Below are 15,542 nucleotides of genomic sequence, written 5' to 3' on the forward strand. Positions count from 1 at the left end.
TTCACGCCTGTGCCTTGCTGCACGGGCATTCCCAGCCCCTTTTTCACCCAGGCATCTGCATGACAACCTATCAAATCGCCACCATCCCCGGAGACGGCATCGGCAAGGAAGTGATTCCCGCGGGCCAGCGCGTGCTCGAAGCCCTGGCTGCCCGCCACCCCGGCCTGCGGTTCGAATTTGAAAACTTTGGCTGGGGCGGAGACTGGTACCGCGCGCACGGCGTGATGATGCCGGCCGACGGGCTGGATGCCTTGCGCGGCAAGGACGCCATCCTGTTCGGTTCCGCCGGTGACCCGGACATCCCCGACCACATCACGCTGTGGGGCCTGCGCCTCAAAATCTGCCAGGGCTTCGACCAGTACGCCAACGTACGACCCACGCGCATCCTGCCGGGCATCGACGCGCCCCTGAAGCGCTGCACGCCCAAGGACCTGGACTGGGTCATCGTGCGCGAAAACTCCGAGGGCGAATACTCGGGCGTGGGCGGCCGCGTGCACCAGGGCCACCCCATCGAGGCGGCCACTGATGTCTCCATCATGACCCGCGTGGGCGTGGAGCGCATCCTGCGCTTTGCCTTCCGCCTGGCGCAATCGCGCCCCCGCAAGCAACTCACCGTCATAACCAAGAGCAATGCCCAGCGCCACGCCATGGTGATGTGGGACGAGATTGCCGCGCAGGTGGCGGCCGAGTTCCCCGATGTGAAATGGGACAAGGAGCTGGTGGACGCCGCCACGGCCCGCATGGTCAACCGCCCCGCCACGCTCGACACCATCGTGGCCACCAACCTGCATGCCGACATCCTCAGCGACCTGGCCGCCGCGCTGGCGGGCAGCCTGGGCATTGCACCCACCGGCAACATCGACCCCGAGCGCCGCTACCCCAGCATGTTCGAGCCCATCCACGGCTCGGCGTTCGACATCATGGGCAAGGGCCTGGCCAACCCCATCGGCACATTCTGGTCGGTGGTGATGCTGCTGGAGCACCTGGGCGAGGTGGACGCTGCGCGCGCCGTGATGCAGGCCATCGAACAGGTCACCGCCAACCCGGCCCTGCACACCCGCGACCTGGGCGGCACGGCCACCACGGTGCAGGTGACCGATGCGGTGTGCGCGCTGATCAGCGGCAAAGAGACCGAGCGCAAAGCCGCCTGATAGCAATCGTTCAAGGCCCGCAAGAACGGGCCTGGACGCCACACGGCGGGCAACACCACAAGGCCGCAAAGGCCACACAGCCGCCGCCCCCATTCTTTAGGAGACAAACCATGCATCGCCCTACCCCCGGCCCCACTGCCATCGCCCACCCGCTGCGCCGTCAACACCTGATGGCACTGGCGGCGCTGGCCGCAGCCGCCTGCCTGCTGCCTGGCAAAACTGTCCACGCACAGGCCTGGCCCAGCAAACCCGTCACCCTCGTCGTGCCGTTTGCAGCGGGCGGCACCACCGACGTGCTGGCGCGAGCGCTGGGCGAAAAGCTCAGCACCGCGCTGGGCCAGCCCGTGATCGTGGAAAACCGGGGCGGCGCGGGCGCCACCATTGGTGCCGACTACGTGGCCAAGGCCGCACCCGACGGCTACACGCTGCTGATGGGCGCGGTGCACCACACCATTGCCACCAGCGTCTACAAAAAGCTCAGCTACGACTTTCAAAAGAGCTTTTCACCCATCACCACCGTGGCCCTGGTGCCCAACGTGCTGGCCGTGAGCGCCACCACGCCCGCCAAGGATGTGAAGGAACTCGTGGCCCTGATCAAGGCAGCGCCCGACAAGTTTTCATATGGTTCCAACGGCGCGGGCACGGCGCAGCACCTGATCGGCACGCAGTTCTCCACCGCCATCGGCCAGCCGCTGCTGCACGTGCCCTACAAAGGCAGCGGGCCGCTCACCACCGACCTGCTGGGCGGGCAGGTATCCATGTCGTTCGACACCATCACGCCCGTGCTGCCCCACATCAAGGCCGGCAAGCTGCGCGCGCTGGCCGTGACCACGGCCAAGCGGTCTTCGTCGCTGCCGGATGTGCCTACGCTGCAGGAGGCCGGTTTTGCGGGCTTTGACATCGGCACCTGGTTTGGCGTGCTGGCCCCGGCACGCACACCCGCCGATGTAGTGGCCCGGCTGAACGCCGAGATGGTCAAGGTGATCCAGTCGCCCGACTTCAAGAAGCGCATGCAGGACATTGGCGCCGAGCCCATTGGCAACACACCCGCGCAGATGGCCGAGCAGATAGCCAGCGACACCACACGCTTTGCCAAGCTGGTGGCCGACCATAAGATCACCACCGACTGAACCGACCGAAACGACTGACTGTGTGCCCGAGGGGCAGGTTGGTATAACGCCAGCCATGACGCCCACCACCATCGAGCCCACCGTCCCCGCAGCCCTGATCCGCGCCCTTGAAGAACGCGCCTTCAACGCCTGGCCCGCGCGCCAGACGGTGTTCCACCGGGGCTGGGTGTTCCGGCTGTCGGGCGGCTACACCAAGCGTGCCAATTCGGTCAACGCGCTGCTGCCCGGCGCGCCGTTTGACGGGGTGCGCGAAGCGGCTGCAGCGCTGTACGCACGGCACGGGCTGCCCGCCGTGTTCCGCATCTCGCCCCTGGCCCCGCCCGAGGCCGACCAGGAGCTGGCCGAGGCGGGCTACCAGCATTTCGATCCGTCACTCGTCCTGCACCGGCCGCTGGCCCTGGGTTCGGTAGGCAAGCCCGATGGCAGCACCCATACCAGCACCACGCCCACTGCCGCCTGGCTGGAGGGCTTTGCCGCCGCCAACAGCGTGCCAACGCACCACCGCGCGCTGCACAACAGCATGCTGGACCACATTGCCCACCCTGCCGCGTTTGCACTGCAGCACGACGCACAAGGCAAGCCCGTGGGCTTTGGGCTGGCGGTGCTGGAGCGCGGCGCCGTGGGCCTGTACGACCTGGCCGTGGCGCCCGAGCACCGGGGCGGCGGGCGCGGGCGTGCGCTGGTCACAGCCCTGCTGCACTGGGCCGCCGAGGCCGGGGCAGCCAGCGCCTATTTGCAAGTGCGCGCGCAGAACACGCCAGCGCTGGGGCTGTACCAGTCGATGGGGTTCAAGACGGCGTACGGCTACCACTACCGGGTGCCGGACTGAAGGGGTTGTTCAGGCTCCCCCTCCCCTTGCGGGAGAGGGAGTGAAGGTGAGGGCAGCTATGGGTGCGGAGACGGGGGCCAGAGTTTAAAGAAAAATGGCCGTCTGCGCGCATCCATCAACCCTCTAAAGCTATCAAATAAGTAGCAAAAGAAGCAACCAATCCACCACTCACCGGTGGCTCAGCCTGCGCACCGCCCAGTCGCCCAGACTCTGCACGGCCTGCACAAAGAAGATCAGCACAAGCACCACGGCCAGCATGATCTCGGGCAGAAAGCGCTGGTAGCCGTAGCGGATGCCCAGGTCACCCAAACCACCGCCGCCAATCGCGCCGGCCATGGCCGAGTAGCCGGTCAGGCTCACGAAGGTGATGGTCAGGCCCGCCACGATGCCGGGCAGCGCCTCGGGCAGCAGTACCTTCCACACGATCTGACTGGTGGTGGCACCCATGGCCTGGGCGGCTTCGACCAGGCCGTGGTCCACCTCACGCAAGGCAGCTTCGACCAGGCGGGCCACAAAAGGCGCGGCGGCAATCGTCAGCGGCACCACGGCGGCGGCCGTGCCGATGGACGAGCCCGTTATGAAGCGCGTGAAGGGGATGATGGCCACCAGCAGGATGATGAAAGGCGTGGAGCGCACGGCATTCACCAGCCAGCCCACGAGCTTGTTGACGGGGCCGTTTTGCAGCACGCCGCCATGGTCTGTGAGGCGCAGGAACACGCCCAGCGGCACGCCGATGAGGCCACCCACGATGCCGGAGATGCCCACCATGATGAGCGTCTCCCACAACGAGGAGGCAAAGAGGTCCAGCATGGCCGGAGTGAAATGGTCGAACATGGCTTATGGCTCCCTCAGATTTCAATCGTGACTTCTTGCACCGCCACGCCGCCCGCGCGCAGGTGCTCCACCGCACCGCGCACCTGCATGGGCTCGCCGCTGGCGTACACGGCCAGCGAGCCGAAGGTCTCGTCCTGGATCTCGTCCACCTGGCCATGCAGGATGCTCATGTCCACACCAAACTCGCGGATCAGCTGCGACAGAATGGGCTGGTAGGCGCTGTCGCCCGAGTACGACAGCCGCAGCAGCCGCCCCGCGTGGCCGGGCGCCGTGGTGGCCAGCTGGCGGGTGAGCTTGCGCACATGGTCAAGCACGCTCGCAGGCAGCTCTTGCGGCAGGATTTCGTCGATCAGGCTCTTGGTGATGGCCTGCTGCGGGCGCGTGAACACATCGAGCACCCGGCCCTGCTCCACGATGCGACCCGCCTCGATCACGGCCACGCGGTCGGCCACCTGCTTGATGACCTGCATCTGGTGGGTGATGAGCACCACCGTGAGGCCCAGCTCGCGGTTGACCTGGCGCAGCAGGTCGAGGATGGAGCGGGTCGTCTCCGGGTCCAGCGCCGAGGTTGCCTCGTCGGAGAGCAGCACCTTGGGCCGGCTGGCCAGCGCACGCGCAATGCCCACGCGCTGCTTTTGCCCACCGCTGATCTGCGCGGGGTAGCGGTCGGCCAGGTGGGCCAGGCCCACCAGCTCCAGCAGCGGATTCACGCGCTCGCGGATCGCGGCCTTGTCCATGCCCGCCAGTTCCAGCGGCAATGCGGCGTTGTCGAACACGGTGCGCGACGACAGCAGGTTGAAGTGCTGGAAGACCATGCCGATCTCGCGCCGGGCCTCGCGCAGTTGCGCGTCGTTCAGCTGGGTCAGGTCACGGCCGCCCACGATGACCTGGCCCGTGGTGGGCCGGTTGAGCAGGTTGATGACGCGCACCAGCGAGCTTTTGCCCGCGCCGCTCTTGCCGATGATGCCGAACACTTCGCCCGGCTGGATGGTGAGGTCGATGCCACGCAGGGCTTCGACGGGGCCTTGTGGGCCCTGGTAGGTTTGGGTGATACCCCGTAAATCGATCATGGAAAGCAGTGCGCGGCAGCGGCCCCACAGTGAGTGGCCGCTGCCGCGCGGGTCTGGAAAAGGATGGGCGACTGTATCGGCGAATCGTAAGTTCACAAACGATTAAAAAATCGGGTGATTAGATCGCCGAGTTATGAAGACCGTGATACACAGACTTCAGTAACTATGAAATTCATAGCTATCAGGGCAATACCATAGAGCGCAGACTGCCATTTTTTCTTGAATTTACCTGACGACTCCAGAAACTTCTTCAGGCGATAATTCTATATTTCAACTTTTGTTGTATTATCGAACCATGCAAGAAAACGATGTCATCCGATCCCTCGCCGCCCTGGCCCAGGAAGTGCGCCTGCGGGTGTTCCGCGCCCTGGTGGTGGCGGGCCAGGAGGGGCTCACGCCCGGCGGGCTGTCCGAGCAGTTGGGCATTGCGCCCAACACGCTGTCGTTCCACCTCAAGGAGCTGACCCACGCGGGCCTGGTGAGCCAGGAGCGCCAGGGCCGCAACCTGATCTACCGCGCCTCGTTTGCCACCATGAACGACCTGCTGGCCTACCTGACCGAGAACTGCTGCCAGGGCGCTGCCTGCCTGACCGACGAGGCCACCGCCGCCTGCCAGTGCTGATCGCCCCCCAACAACATCCACCCCACGACCCACAGCCGAAAGGAAACCACCATGAAGCGATTCCACGTCCACATGCATGTCGATGACCTTGCCAAGAGCATCGCGTTCTATTCCAGGCTGTTCGCGGCCGAGCCTGCACGTGTCGAGACCGACTACGCCAAATGGATGCTCGAAGACCCGCGCGTGAACTTCGCCATCTCCACCCGGGGCGACAAGCCCGGCGTGGACCACCTGGGCTTCCAGGTGGACGAGGCCGACGAGCTGGCCGAGCTCAAGGCCCGCGCCCAGGGTGCCGACATGGCCCTGCTGGACGAAGGCGCCACCACCTGCTGCTATGCCCGCAGCGACAAGCACTGGATCACCGACCCGCAGGGCGTGGCCTGGGAACACTTCCACACGCTGGGCAACATCCCCGTGTTCAACGAAGCCGCTGCGCAGCAGCCTGCCAAGACCACGCAGCAGCCAGCCCAGGCCGCTTGCTGCCCCACGGGCGCGCCATCGGCCACCGCACCTGGGCAGGCCGCCTGCTGCGGCCCCACTGCCAACAACACCAACAAATGCTGCTGAGCCTGGAGCCACGATGAACGCCACCCCACAACGTCCTCCTTTGAACGTGCTCTTTTTGTGCACGCACAACTCCGCCCGCAGCATCCTGGCCGAGGCCCTGCTCAACGCCATGGGCCAAGGCCGCTTCAAGGCCTATTCAGCCGGCAGCAGCCCGCGCGACAACCAGCAGCCCCACCCGCTGGGCCTGCAGGCGCTGGCCCACGCGGGCATCCCCACCGAAGGGCTGCGCAGCAAAAGCTGGGACGAATTCGCCGCCCCTGGCGCACCGCACATGGACCTGATCATCACCGTGTGCGACAACGCAGCGGGCGAGGTCTGCCCCTTCTGGCCCGGCCACCCGGCCACGGCGCACTGGGGCTATGCCGACCCGTCGGCGGGCGATGGATCGGACGCCGACAAGGCCGAGGCCTTCCGCAAAACCCTGCACGCCATCAAGCAGCGCCTGGAGCTTCTGGTGAACCTGCCCGACGACAAGCTCGCCGCCACCGCGCTGCAAGCCTCGGCCCGCAACCTGCCCGCGCAATAAGATGAAACACCCCCTGAGTCGCTTCGCGCCTTCACCCCTCTCTCGCTGCGCGGGAGGGGGACGCACCCGGTGGCCTGGCAAAGCCAGTTCCACGGGTGCACGGGTTTGGGCCGCGCCAGTTTCATGCATCGCGGGTGGCGCGCAGCGCAATGGATCACTGAAGGGATCACTGAAATGACCCTGCCACCAAGCCATTCGCAACGCGCTGCTGCCAGCGCGTTGCCCCCCTCCCCCGCCGCTGGCATGGCGGTGTTCGAGCGCTACCTCACCGTCTGGGTACTGCTGTGCATCGTGGTGGGCATTGCGCTGGGCCAGTGGCTGCCCGGCGCGGCCCGCGCCGTGGGTGCGCTGGAGGTGGCGCGCGTCAACCTGCCGGTGGGTCTGCTCATCTGGGTGATGATCATCCCCATGCTGCTGAAGGTGGACTTTGGCGCGCTGGCCGAGGTGCGCCAGCATGTGCGCGGCATTGGCGTGACGCTGTTCGTCAACTGGCTGGTCAAGCCGTTTTCGATGGCGCTGCTGGGCTGGCTGTTCATCCGCCACTGGTTTGCGCCGTACCTGCCGGCCGACCAGATCGACAGCTACATCGCCGGGCTCATTTTGCTGGCCGCCGCACCCTGCACGGCCATGGTGTTTGTGTGGAGCCGACTCACCGGGGGCGACCCGCTGTTCACGCTGTCGCAGGTGGCGCTCAACGACAGCATCATGATCGTGGCGTTTGCGCCGCTGGTGGCCTTTTTGCTCGGTCTGTCGGCCATCACCGTGCCGTGGGACACCCTGCTCACCTCGGTGGTGCTGTACATCCTGATCCCCGTGGTGATTGCCCAGTGGCTGCGCAAGCGGCTGCTGCGCAAGGGCCAGGCCGCGTTTGACGCCGCCGTGGCGCGCACCGGCCCCTGGTCCATCGCCGCGCTGCTGGCCACGCTGGTGCTGCTATTCGCCTTTCAGGGCGAAGCCATCCTGCAGCAGCCGCTGGTCATCGCCCTGCTGGCCGTGCCCATCCTCATCCAGGTGCTGTTCAACTCAGCCCTGGCCTATGGCCTGAACCGCGCCGTGGGCGAAAAGCACAACATTGCCTGCCCCTCGGCACTGATCGGCGCATCCAACTTCTTCGAGCTGGCCGTGGCCACGGCGATCAGCCTGTTTGGCTTTCACTCCGGCGCGGCACTGGCCACGGTGGTGGGCGTGCTGATCGAGGTGCCCGTGATGCTGGCGGTGGTGGCCGTGGTCAACCGCAGCAAAGGCTGGTACGAGGCGCGGGGCTGACAACCACTGGCGGGGTGGTCACGCGCCTGCCACCGCCCCACGCGCCTGCACCCGGCGCGAGATCAGCAGCCCCAGCACAAACACCCCCACCGCCGCCGCCGTGAACACTGGCGGCAGCCATCCCCGGTCCACACTGAAGGCCACCAGCAGCACGCCCGTGGACTGCCCCAGAAACAGCAGGCACGCAAACAGCGTCACTGCCGTGCCCCGCGCCTCGGGCGCCATCTGCGTGGCCTGCACTTGCAGCGTGTTGTGCAACATGTAAAAGCCGATACCCGCCAAAAAGCAGCCCAGCATGGCCCATCCCACCGCAGGCGCCCAGGCCAGCAAGAGCAGGCCGATGGCAATGAAGCTGGCCCCCAGCACGGCCAGCCCCCGCTCGCCCAGCGCCGCCAGCCAGCGCCGCGCAAACACGCTGTAGATCAGCCCGCCCACGCCATACAGCACCATCACGCCGCCAGCGGCCGAGGCCGACAGGCCAAACCCATCGACCATGCGCGCGGGCACAAAGGCCAGCGTGCCAAACGCGAGCGCGCCCTCAATCGTGACCACCGTCAGCACCCAGCGCACGCGCGGGATGCGCAGCAGCGCCAGGGTGCCCGCGAGGTAGTTGGCCAGCGAGAACGCCGGTGCGCCTGGCACCATCACCGGGCGCAGCGCCCCGCTGGCACGCGCATGGCGCAGCAGCAGCGTGGCGGCCGTGAAGAACAGCACGGCCAGCACACCCAGCGCCGCACGCCAGCCCAGCGTTTCGGTGGCAAAGCCGCCAAACCACTGGCCCGCCATCATCCCGGTCACCGTGGCGACCATCAGGCGTGCCAATGTCTCTTGCCGCTGCTCGTAGGCCACCTCATCGCCAATCCAGGCCATCGACAGCGGAATGATCCCGGCCGCCGCCGCCCCCATGGCCGCGCGCGCCACCACCAGCAGGCTGAAGCTGGGCGCCAGCGCCGTCATGGCGCTGAACACCGCACAGGCCGCCGTGGCGCCAATGATCACGCGCACCTTGCCCACCCGGTCGCCCAGCGGCCCATACACCAGCTGCAGCACGCCATAGGCCACGGCAAACGCCGCAATCACGGCCGAGGCGTCGCCCGTGGTGATCTGGTATTCAAGGGACAGTGCCACCAGCATCGGGTCGCACACGCGCATGGACGCCATGCTGCAAAAGGCCGCCAGGCTGATCAGCCGCAGCATCGTCGAAGAAGAAGTCATGGGCGCCGATTGTGGTGCGGCTCGCGTCTGCGCGCTGGCGGGGTGCGCCATGCACCCTGGGGGTTGAAGGCCACAGGGCATGCATGCCACACGGCACACGCGGCATACGCAAACAGGTACTGACACTTTTTTGGGTGGCAAGCGCCAGTCCTGCGCTTACCATGCGCCCCGGATTGATGCGCCCCCATCCATCGATCAACCAACCAAGCAACACACGAGGAGAAACCGAGCATGAACAAAAGAAACTTTGTGGCTGCCAGCGTCGGCCTGGCAGGCCTGTGGACCGCCACCACCAGCAGCCACGCCGCCCCACCCGCCAAAACATCCACCAGCCCCGCCCTGCTCACCATCAGCGGCGCCATCACCCAGCCCAACCGGGGCGCGCTCGATGCCACCATCGACCAGATGATGGGCAAACACGGCATCCAGTTCGACAAAGCCCACGCGCTGGACGCCGCCGCCCTGCAGCGCATGCCCGCCGTCACCATCAAACCCACGCTCGAATACGACAGCAAGCCCCACACGCTCAAAGGCCCCCTGCTCACCACCGTGCTGGCCGCTGCCGGTGTGGCCGCTGGCAACCCCGTGCAGCTGGTGCTGCGCGCGGTGGACGGCTACAACGTGACCATCAGCATGGCCGACGTGCAGGCCTACCGCATGATCGTCGCCACCCACATCGACGGCCAGCCCATGGCCCTGGGCGGCCTGGGCCCGCAGTGGGCCGTGTACGACGCGGACGTGCTGCCCTCCTTCAAGGACAAGCCAGTGAAGGAACGCTTTGGCCTGTGCCCCTGGGGGCTGTATCACATTGAAGTGAAGAAGGTCTGAGGCCACCGGCAAGGTAGCCCAGCAAAAAAGAAAGAGCGGCTTCCTGGCCGCTCTTTTTTTGATAGCTGCTAGCGCTTTCCTATCAAGCGCTAGAGGCATTTTCCATTCAAATCACCGTGTCCGCCCCGCGATCCGCACCGCCAGTGCAGCCAGCGACCCCGCGGTAGCCAACGCCACCACCCCCAGCCAGCCCCACTGCGCCAGCACCAAGGCACCCAGCGCCGCACCGGCCGACATGCCGATGAACATGCCCGTGAACAGCAGCGCATTCAGCCGGCTGCGCGCCGCAGGGTCGATGCCGTACACGATGGTCTGGTGCGCCACCAGCGTAGCCTGCACGCCAAAGTCAAAGCCGATGGCGCTGACCACAATCAAGCCCAGCTGGGCCTGCGCAGGCAGCAGCGGTGCCAGCGCCATCACCGCAAACGACGCAGCAGCCAGCCCGGCACCATAGCGCGTCACCACCTCGGGCCCGCGCTTGTCGGCCAGGCGCCCGGCCAGCGGGGCAGCCAAGGCACCCGCCGCACCCGCCAGGCCAAACGCCCCCGCTGCCGCCGTACCCAGGTTGAACTGGCTGTGCAGCATCACCGCCAGCGTGGACCAGAACGCGCTGAACCCCACGGCCAGCAGCCCCTGCGCCCAGGCCGCACGGCGCAGCGCCGCGTGCTGGCGCCACAGCGCCAACATCGAGCCGATCAGCGCGCCGTAGCCCATCTGCGTGGTGGGCGCAAAGCGCGGCAACCCACGCCACACGGCCACCGTCAGCAGCGCAATGGCCACCGCCGCCGTCACGTACACCGTGCGCCAGCCCCACTGCTGCGCCACAAAGCCGCTGACCACGCGCGACAGCAAAATGCCCAGCAGCAGCCCCGTCATCACCGTGCCCACCATGCGCCCGCGCTGTGCGGCCGGGGCCAGCGTGGCGGCGGCGGGCACCACGTCTTGCGCCACCGTGGCCGCCAGGCCCACGGCCAGGCTGGCCGCCAGCAGCGCGCCCATGCCGGGCGCCAGGCCGCTCAGCAGCAGGGCCAGCATCAGCGCGATGGACTTGATGACGATGATGCGGCGCCGGTCAAACCGGTCACCCAGCGGCGCCAGCAGCAAGATGCCCAGCGCATACCCCAGCTGCGTGAGCGTGGGCACCAGCCCCACCACGCGGCTGTCGGCCTGCATGTCGGGCCCCAGCACGCCCAGCATGGGCTGGCTGTAATACAGCGACGCCACGCTCAGCCCTGCCGTGGTCGCCAGCAGCAACAGCAGCGGCGCGCTCACCGCGCCTGCCGCACTCTCTTCAGCCAGCGCCATCGGGGCCCGCCCCGCCACACCCCTTGCATGCATATTTTGAATGGAAGACATCACAACACCATTGGTTAGAAAGGAATGGTGCGATTGTTCTAGCCCACCGCAGCGCTGGGTAGTAGGCTGAATTGCAGATTCATTATACGCTTGGCGTATGACCAACACCCTCCCGGCCCTCCCGACCCAGCCGCCCGGCGCCGACCGCATCGAGCTGATGCAAACCTTTGTCCGCATCGTCGAGGCCGGCAGCCTGTCTGCCGCCGCCCAGCAACTGGGCACCAGCCAGCCCACCGTGAGCCGCCGCCTGCAGGCGCTGGAGCGCAGCCTGGGCGTCAAGCTGCTGCAGCGCTCCACCCATGTGATGAAACTGACGGAAGACGGCGACCGCTGCTTTGCCCACGCCAAAGCCCTGCTGGAAGACTGGCGCGCCATGGAAGACGACCTGCGCGGCACGGCCGACACCCCGCGCGGCACCTTGCGCGTGCTGGCGCCCCACGCCTTCGGGCAAAACCAGCTCATCCCCCCGCTGATGGACTACCTGCGCCGCTACCCCGATGTTTCGGTGGAATGGATGCTGCACGACCGCCGCCCTGACTTCATCGCAGAAGGTATCGACTGCGCCATCCAGGTGGGTGCGGTGGAAGACCCCTCGGTGGTCGCCATTCGCCTTGCCGAAGTGCCGCGCATCGTACTGGCATCGCCCGCCCTCATGGCAAGTCGGCCCACACCGCAACACGCGCAGGATCTGAAGGATCTACCCTGGCTGGCGCTCAGCACCTTCTACCAGCGCGAAGTCACCTTGACCCACCAGCACAGCAGCGAGGCCAGCACCTTCGCCATCACCCCCCGCCTGGCCACCGACAGCCTGTACGCCCTGCGCAGCGCCGCCCTGGCCGGGCTCGGCGCGTGTATTGCATCGGCGTGGATCGTAGATGCGGATCTGCGCGCAGGCGGCTTGCTGCACTTGGTGCCCACCTGGCAGGCCCCCTCGCTACCGGTGTATCTGGTGTATCCACATGCGCGGTTTTATCCGGCGCGGTTGCGGTTGTTTTTGGAGGGGATGCGGGGGGCAATGCCGGGGTTGGCGGGGATGCGGGGGGTGGTGTCTTGAGCGGACGACGACTGCCGGCCAGCAGCTGTCTCCCAGAAATACCTTCCGATATGCAGATGACTAAATCTGGGGCTCTCGTATGAAGCAGGTCCACGCGCCAATTCTTGGCTTTTTGCTTGCACCCCTGGTCCCTGCAGCCCTGCTCTCGCTGACAAGCCCTGACCTCACAGATGGCAGTTGGAAAATGATTGGCACGTGGGTCATAGTTTTCTACCAGTTCACGTTGATTGTCACGGTCGCTCTAGGAATTCCCCTTTACCTTGTCGTTCGACGCTGGGGGCGGGTAACGTGGTGGTCTGCTCTGTTGAGCGGTGCCGCCGTTGGGACGGCTTTGTGCACGGTGACACAGGCGACCGCTCACGCGGCGTTGTTCGGCGCAGGTGCGGGCGCGGCTGAGGCGCTTGTGTTCTGGGCAGTTTTGCGCCTAGGTCGCGCCAGCTGAAGATGGCCGCTCCTTTTAGACATGCTTCGAGCACTTGATCAAGTGCTGTCGCCGTAAGAGAGCGTCTGACGAGTGTCCGCTCAGGGCCCTGAGCCGACAGTGATGTCTAAATCCCCTAAGCGGTCATTGAATCAAAACGAGGGCTGGCCGCAGCACGACACCGCGATTGGAGGGCCGGTTCCTGCCCGCTGACAACCTATAGTTGCTCAGTGCACGCTTGCCGGGTTCCATGGCGAGATGCATCACCTTAATCTTCCAAAATTCGACTCGATGAATCAAATCTGTATCAAATCGGAGCCGTATAACGAGGACGGAGTCCTAAATCTGCTGATCTGGGCATCGAGTGAAGGCTTTTCTGGGTTCGCGGAGGTTTATGTAACTCCGCAACACGTAAAGAACTTTGCACTTGATCTCAGTGCTTTCCCCGCCTCTGTTGATGACACTGTAGTCCTCGAATACGGAGATGAATCAGGTGAGTACCCATATCACCTCTTGATGCGAGCAGAAGTGGTGGACCAGGTTGGGCACTCTGCAATGCTGGTGCACCTTTCCTCGCACGTTAATAGTCCATTCGTCGCACGAGCGGAGTTGCGCGTCCTGTCTGAGCCCGCGTCAATAAATGAGTTTGGTCATTGTCTTGCCAGGTGGGTGGATGACCCCTGTGAAGCGCTTGTTTGGAAGCCGAAGGCCTGACTCCTATGCGGTCGACACTGCCTCGCCGCTCGGCTGACCTAACGTTGAGCGTCCGCTTTATCTGTCGCCAAGGGCTGCTCCTGGCCGCTATGCGAAGTATTGAATTCCCAGCCAAACAAGAAGTGCGCTGAAAGCCGCCACCTGAATACGCTTGCTAATTGCATTCAGAAGGTCAATTTCCACATCGAGTTGCGCAGATTTTTCTGAAGACTTTCGCTTGCTTAGCCTGGCGATCTTTACCGCCATGACTAACTGCACAACGGCAAATATGAGCAGAATTATTGCGACTTGATACTTGGTCATAGCGGCTTCTTCTGGTCGAGTTGAACGGCATCAACCAGCGGCCGGTTGTGGCCGATAGTAAGCGTTCAACGACGAAGCGCGGATGACAGCAACCGCTGCTGGGCGATCATCTGCCGGATCTCCTCCATGGGCCGTTTCGGGCCGAAAGCGCCCCACCTCTACCCTTCGTCAGAGAGCCCTCTTACCCCGCCACCACCCGATTCCGCCCCGTGTTCTTCGCTTCATACAGCGCCGCATCCGCCCGCGCCAGCAGCTTGTCCATCGAGTCGTTCTGCGGCAGGCTCAGGGTGACGCCGATGCTGACGGTGCAGCCCACCTCGTTGCCCTGGGGCACGCAGGCGGCGCGGATGCGTTCGGCCACCTGCAGGGCGGCGTCCAGGGGGGTGTTGGGCAGCAGCAGGGCAAACTCTTCGCCACCAAAGCGGCCCAGCAGGTCCTTGCTGCGCAGGCAGCGCTGTACCTTGGCGGCAAACTCCACCAGCACGCGGTCGCCGGCCTGGTGGCCGTGGGTGTCGTTGATGGTTTTGAAATGGTCCAGGTCCAGCATCAGCATGGCCAGGGGCTGGCCGGTGCGGTGGCTGCGCTCCAGCTCGATGGCGCAGGCTTCGTCCATGTAGCGCCGGGTCAGGGTGTTGGTGAGCGAGTCGCGGGTGGCCAGCAGCTCCAGCTCGGCCCGCAGGCGGTCGCCAGCCATCAGCACGGCGCCCACCGAAAACAGCAGGACGGACACGGAAAAACTGGCGATGAACAGCACGTGCTGCGGCGTGCCGCTCAAGATGGTGTCGCCCATGGGCAGGAAGAACGTGGTGGCAAGCCGCACCAGCTGAATCACGGCGATGTACACGATCACCCCGACCGTGAGCCAGCGCGAAAAGCTGCCCATGCCCTGCCGCACGATGAACCAGGCGTGCATGGCAAACATCACGGCCAAGAGTGCCGTCACAAGCCGCAGGCGGGCTGTGTAACTGGGGTCGCCCAGGGCGAACCAAAGGGTGCCCAGCGTGACGGCGACAGTTACCGCCAGCCAGCGCCAGGTGGCTGGGCGCACGCCGTAAAAACGCTGGGTGCCCGCATACAGGCCATACACGCCCCAGCACAGCAAGAAATTGGGCACGGCCGTGGTGAGGATTTCAGGCAGTTGCCCACGCGAGGCCGCCAGGATGCCGCCCACCACAATGATCAACAGCGCCTGCGCCCATTGGCCCAGACCCTGAATGCTAGGCGGGTAGCTGCGCTTGAGAGCCCACAGCACCAGCGCCATCAGCGCACTCATGGCGCTGATCAACACGATGGCGGTGCGCGGGTCTATCACGTTCATGGTGGTGCCAGTTTGCCTGAATCACTCACCGTTGGGTGGGCGCGAAGGCGCCCGTACAGGCAGCCCACGCACTGCAGCGGGTGACGGACGGCGTGGGCAGGCTGCAAGGGCGACAAGCAGATGCACCAGGGGCCATGCCAAGTGGGCGTTCTGCCGGGGCGGGGCCAGCGACTTGGGCAGGCCGCGCGGCCACTCCGGTTTCTGCGGCGCCACGGCCACCCGCTCTTCATTTGATAGCTGTTAGCGCTTACCCATCAAGCTCCAGGGCCATATTTCACTTAGAAATTTCACTCTGCGGCTGCGCCCTGCCCTCCGGGCCAGCGCGCCAGCGGTGCATT

Annotated in this window: 15 protein-coding genes; 9 read left to right on the forward strand and 6 right to left on the reverse strand. The window is 65.6% G+C overall.

All coding sequences use genetic code 11. The features are described 5' to 3' along the window. Positions 1-59: 59 nt before the first annotated feature. From C8C93_RS08940 to C8C93_RS08950, 3 genes are all read left to right on the forward strand, one after another. Positions 60-1,151, forward strand: coding sequence for a tartrate dehydrogenase (locus tag C8C93_RS08940; protein ID WP_121506626.1), 1,092 nt, complete (start codon positions 60-62; stop codon positions 1,149-1,151). 170 nt (positions 1,152-1,321) lie between these two features. Further along, positions 1,322-2,281: a tripartite tricarboxylate transporter substrate binding protein gene (locus C8C93_RS08945; RefSeq protein WP_121508714.1), complete on the forward strand. Its 960-nt coding sequence runs from the start codon at positions 1,322-1,324 to the stop codon at positions 2,279-2,281. Positions 2,282-2,336: 55 nt separating this feature from the next. Then, on the forward strand, positions 2,337-3,110 hold the full coding sequence (locus C8C93_RS08950; RefSeq protein WP_121506627.1) for an N-acetyltransferase: 774 nt from the start codon (positions 2,337-2,339) through the stop codon (positions 3,108-3,110). Positions 3,111-3,278: 168 nt separating this feature from the next. Here the strand turns inward: C8C93_RS08950 and C8C93_RS08955 are convergent, their stop codons facing one another. After that, a complete protein-coding gene (locus C8C93_RS08955) occupies positions 3,279-3,944 on the reverse strand; it encodes a methionine ABC transporter permease (RefSeq protein WP_055397552.1) in 666 nt (221 codons plus the stop codon). A gap of 14 nt (positions 3,945-3,958) precedes the next feature. Then, entirely contained in the window at positions 3,959-5,014 is a 1,056-nt protein-coding gene (locus tag C8C93_RS08960) for a methionine ABC transporter ATP-binding protein (protein WP_121419886.1), read from the reverse strand. Between the two features lie 295 nt (positions 5,015-5,309). On the opposite strand from C8C93_RS08960, the gene C8C93_RS08965 reads away from it, so the two are divergent. From C8C93_RS08965 to arsB, 4 genes are all read left to right on the forward strand, one after another. Further along, a complete protein-coding gene (locus C8C93_RS08965; RefSeq protein ID WP_121506628.1) occupies positions 5,310-5,636 on the forward strand; it encodes a helix-turn-helix transcriptional regulator in 327 nt (108 codons plus the stop codon). Between the two features lie 51 nt (positions 5,637-5,687). Continuing rightward, on the forward strand, positions 5,688-6,203 hold the full coding sequence (locus C8C93_RS08970; protein ID WP_121506629.1) for an ArsI/CadI family heavy metal resistance metalloenzyme: 516 nt from the start codon (positions 5,688-5,690) through the stop codon (positions 6,201-6,203). Positions 6,204-6,216: 13 nt separating this feature from the next. Continuing rightward, positions 6,217-6,729: an arsenate reductase ArsC gene (locus C8C93_RS08975; protein WP_121506630.1), complete on the forward strand. Its 513-nt coding sequence runs from the start codon at positions 6,217-6,219 to the stop codon at positions 6,727-6,729. 243 nt (positions 6,730-6,972) lie between these two features. Continuing rightward, positions 6,973-7,995, forward strand: coding sequence for an ACR3 family arsenite efflux transporter (gene arsB / locus C8C93_RS08980; protein ID WP_055397562.1), 1,023 nt, complete (start codon positions 6,973-6,975; stop codon positions 7,993-7,995). 18 nt (positions 7,996-8,013) lie between these two features. Here the strand turns inward: arsB and C8C93_RS08985 are convergent, their stop codons facing one another. Then, positions 8,014-9,210, reverse strand: coding sequence for an MFS transporter (locus C8C93_RS08985; RefSeq protein WP_233559280.1), 1,197 nt, complete (start codon positions 9,208-9,210; stop codon positions 8,014-8,016). Positions 9,211-9,441: 231 nt separating this feature from the next. Between C8C93_RS08985 and C8C93_RS08990 the strand changes: the two genes are divergently transcribed. Beyond that, positions 9,442-10,038, forward strand: a complete 597-nt coding sequence (locus tag C8C93_RS08990; RefSeq protein WP_121506632.1) for a molybdopterin-dependent oxidoreductase — start codon at positions 9,442-9,444, stop codon at positions 10,036-10,038. A 111-nt stretch (positions 10,039-10,149) separates the two neighbouring features. Here the strand turns inward: C8C93_RS08990 and C8C93_RS08995 are convergent, their stop codons facing one another. Continuing rightward, complete coding sequence (locus tag C8C93_RS08995; RefSeq protein WP_199727004.1) at positions 10,150-11,394, reverse strand: MFS transporter; 1,245 nt, start codon at positions 11,392-11,394, stop codon at positions 10,150-10,152. A gap of 97 nt (positions 11,395-11,491) precedes the next feature. On the opposite strand from C8C93_RS08995, the gene C8C93_RS09000 reads away from it, so the two are divergent. After that, entirely contained in the window at positions 11,492-12,448 is a 957-nt protein-coding gene (locus tag C8C93_RS09000) for a LysR family transcriptional regulator (protein ID WP_121506634.1), read from the forward strand. Positions 12,449-13,670: 1,222 nt separating this feature from the next. Here C8C93_RS09000 and C8C93_RS09010 read toward each other — a convergent pair. Continuing rightward, complete coding sequence (locus C8C93_RS09010) at positions 13,671-13,886, reverse strand: hypothetical protein (RefSeq protein WP_121506636.1); 216 nt, start codon at positions 13,884-13,886, stop codon at positions 13,671-13,673. A 181-nt stretch (positions 13,887-14,067) separates the two neighbouring features. Then, complete coding sequence (locus tag C8C93_RS09015; protein ID WP_121506637.1) at positions 14,068-15,204, reverse strand: diguanylate cyclase; 1,137 nt, start codon at positions 15,202-15,204, stop codon at positions 14,068-14,070. Positions 15,205-15,542 lie beyond the last annotated feature (338 nt).

The sequence above is a fragment of the Acidovorax sp. 93 genome, assembly GCF_003633835.1.
GTDB classification, from domain to species: Bacteria; Pseudomonadota; Gammaproteobacteria; order Burkholderiales; family Burkholderiaceae_C; genus Acidovorax; species Acidovorax facilis.

Excerpts from the sequence above, each read along its gene's own strand:
- C8C93_RS08940 (WP_121506626.1), top strand. The coding sequence starts at position 60 with ATGACAACCTATCAAATCGCCACCATCCCCGGAGACGGCATCGGCAAG.
- C8C93_RS08945 (WP_121508714.1), top strand. The coding sequence starts at position 1,322 with ATGGCACTGGCGGCGCTGGCCGCAGCCGCCTGCCTGCTGCCTGGCAAA.
- C8C93_RS08950 (WP_121506627.1), top strand. The coding sequence starts at position 2,337 with ATGACGCCCACCACCATCGAGCCCACCGTCCCCGCAGCCCTGATCCGC.
- C8C93_RS08955 (WP_055397552.1), bottom strand. The coding sequence starts at position 3,944 with ATGTTCGACCATTTCACTCCGGCCATGCTGGACCTCTTTGCCTCCTCG.
- C8C93_RS08960 (WP_121419886.1), bottom strand. The coding sequence starts at position 5,014 with ATGATCGATTTACGGGGTATCACCCAAACCTACCAGGGCCCACAAGGC.
- C8C93_RS08965 (WP_121506628.1), top strand. The coding sequence starts at position 5,310 with ATGCAAGAAAACGATGTCATCCGATCCCTCGCCGCCCTGGCCCAGGAA.
- C8C93_RS08970 (WP_121506629.1), top strand. The coding sequence starts at position 5,688 with ATGAAGCGATTCCACGTCCACATGCATGTCGATGACCTTGCCAAGAGC.
- C8C93_RS08975 (WP_121506630.1), top strand. The coding sequence starts at position 6,217 with ATGAACGCCACCCCACAACGTCCTCCTTTGAACGTGCTCTTTTTGTGC.
- arsB (WP_055397562.1), top strand. The coding sequence starts at position 6,973 with ATGGCGGTGTTCGAGCGCTACCTCACCGTCTGGGTACTGCTGTGCATC.
- C8C93_RS08985 (WP_233559280.1), bottom strand. The coding sequence starts at position 9,210 with ATGACTTCTTCTTCGACGATGCTGCGGCTGATCAGCCTGGCGGCCTTT.
- C8C93_RS08990 (WP_121506632.1), top strand. The coding sequence starts at position 9,442 with ATGAACAAAAGAAACTTTGTGGCTGCCAGCGTCGGCCTGGCAGGCCTG.
- C8C93_RS08995 (WP_199727004.1), bottom strand. The coding sequence starts at position 11,394 with ATGTCTTCCATTCAAAATATGCATGCAAGGGGTGTGGCGGGGCGGGCC.
- C8C93_RS09000 (WP_121506634.1), top strand. The coding sequence starts at position 11,492 with ATGACCAACACCCTCCCGGCCCTCCCGACCCAGCCGCCCGGCGCCGAC.
- C8C93_RS09010 (WP_121506636.1), bottom strand. The coding sequence starts at position 13,886 with ATGACCAAGTATCAAGTCGCAATAATTCTGCTCATATTTGCCGTTGTG.
- C8C93_RS09015 (WP_121506637.1), bottom strand. The coding sequence starts at position 15,204 with ATGAACGTGATAGACCCGCGCACCGCCATCGTGTTGATCAGCGCCATG.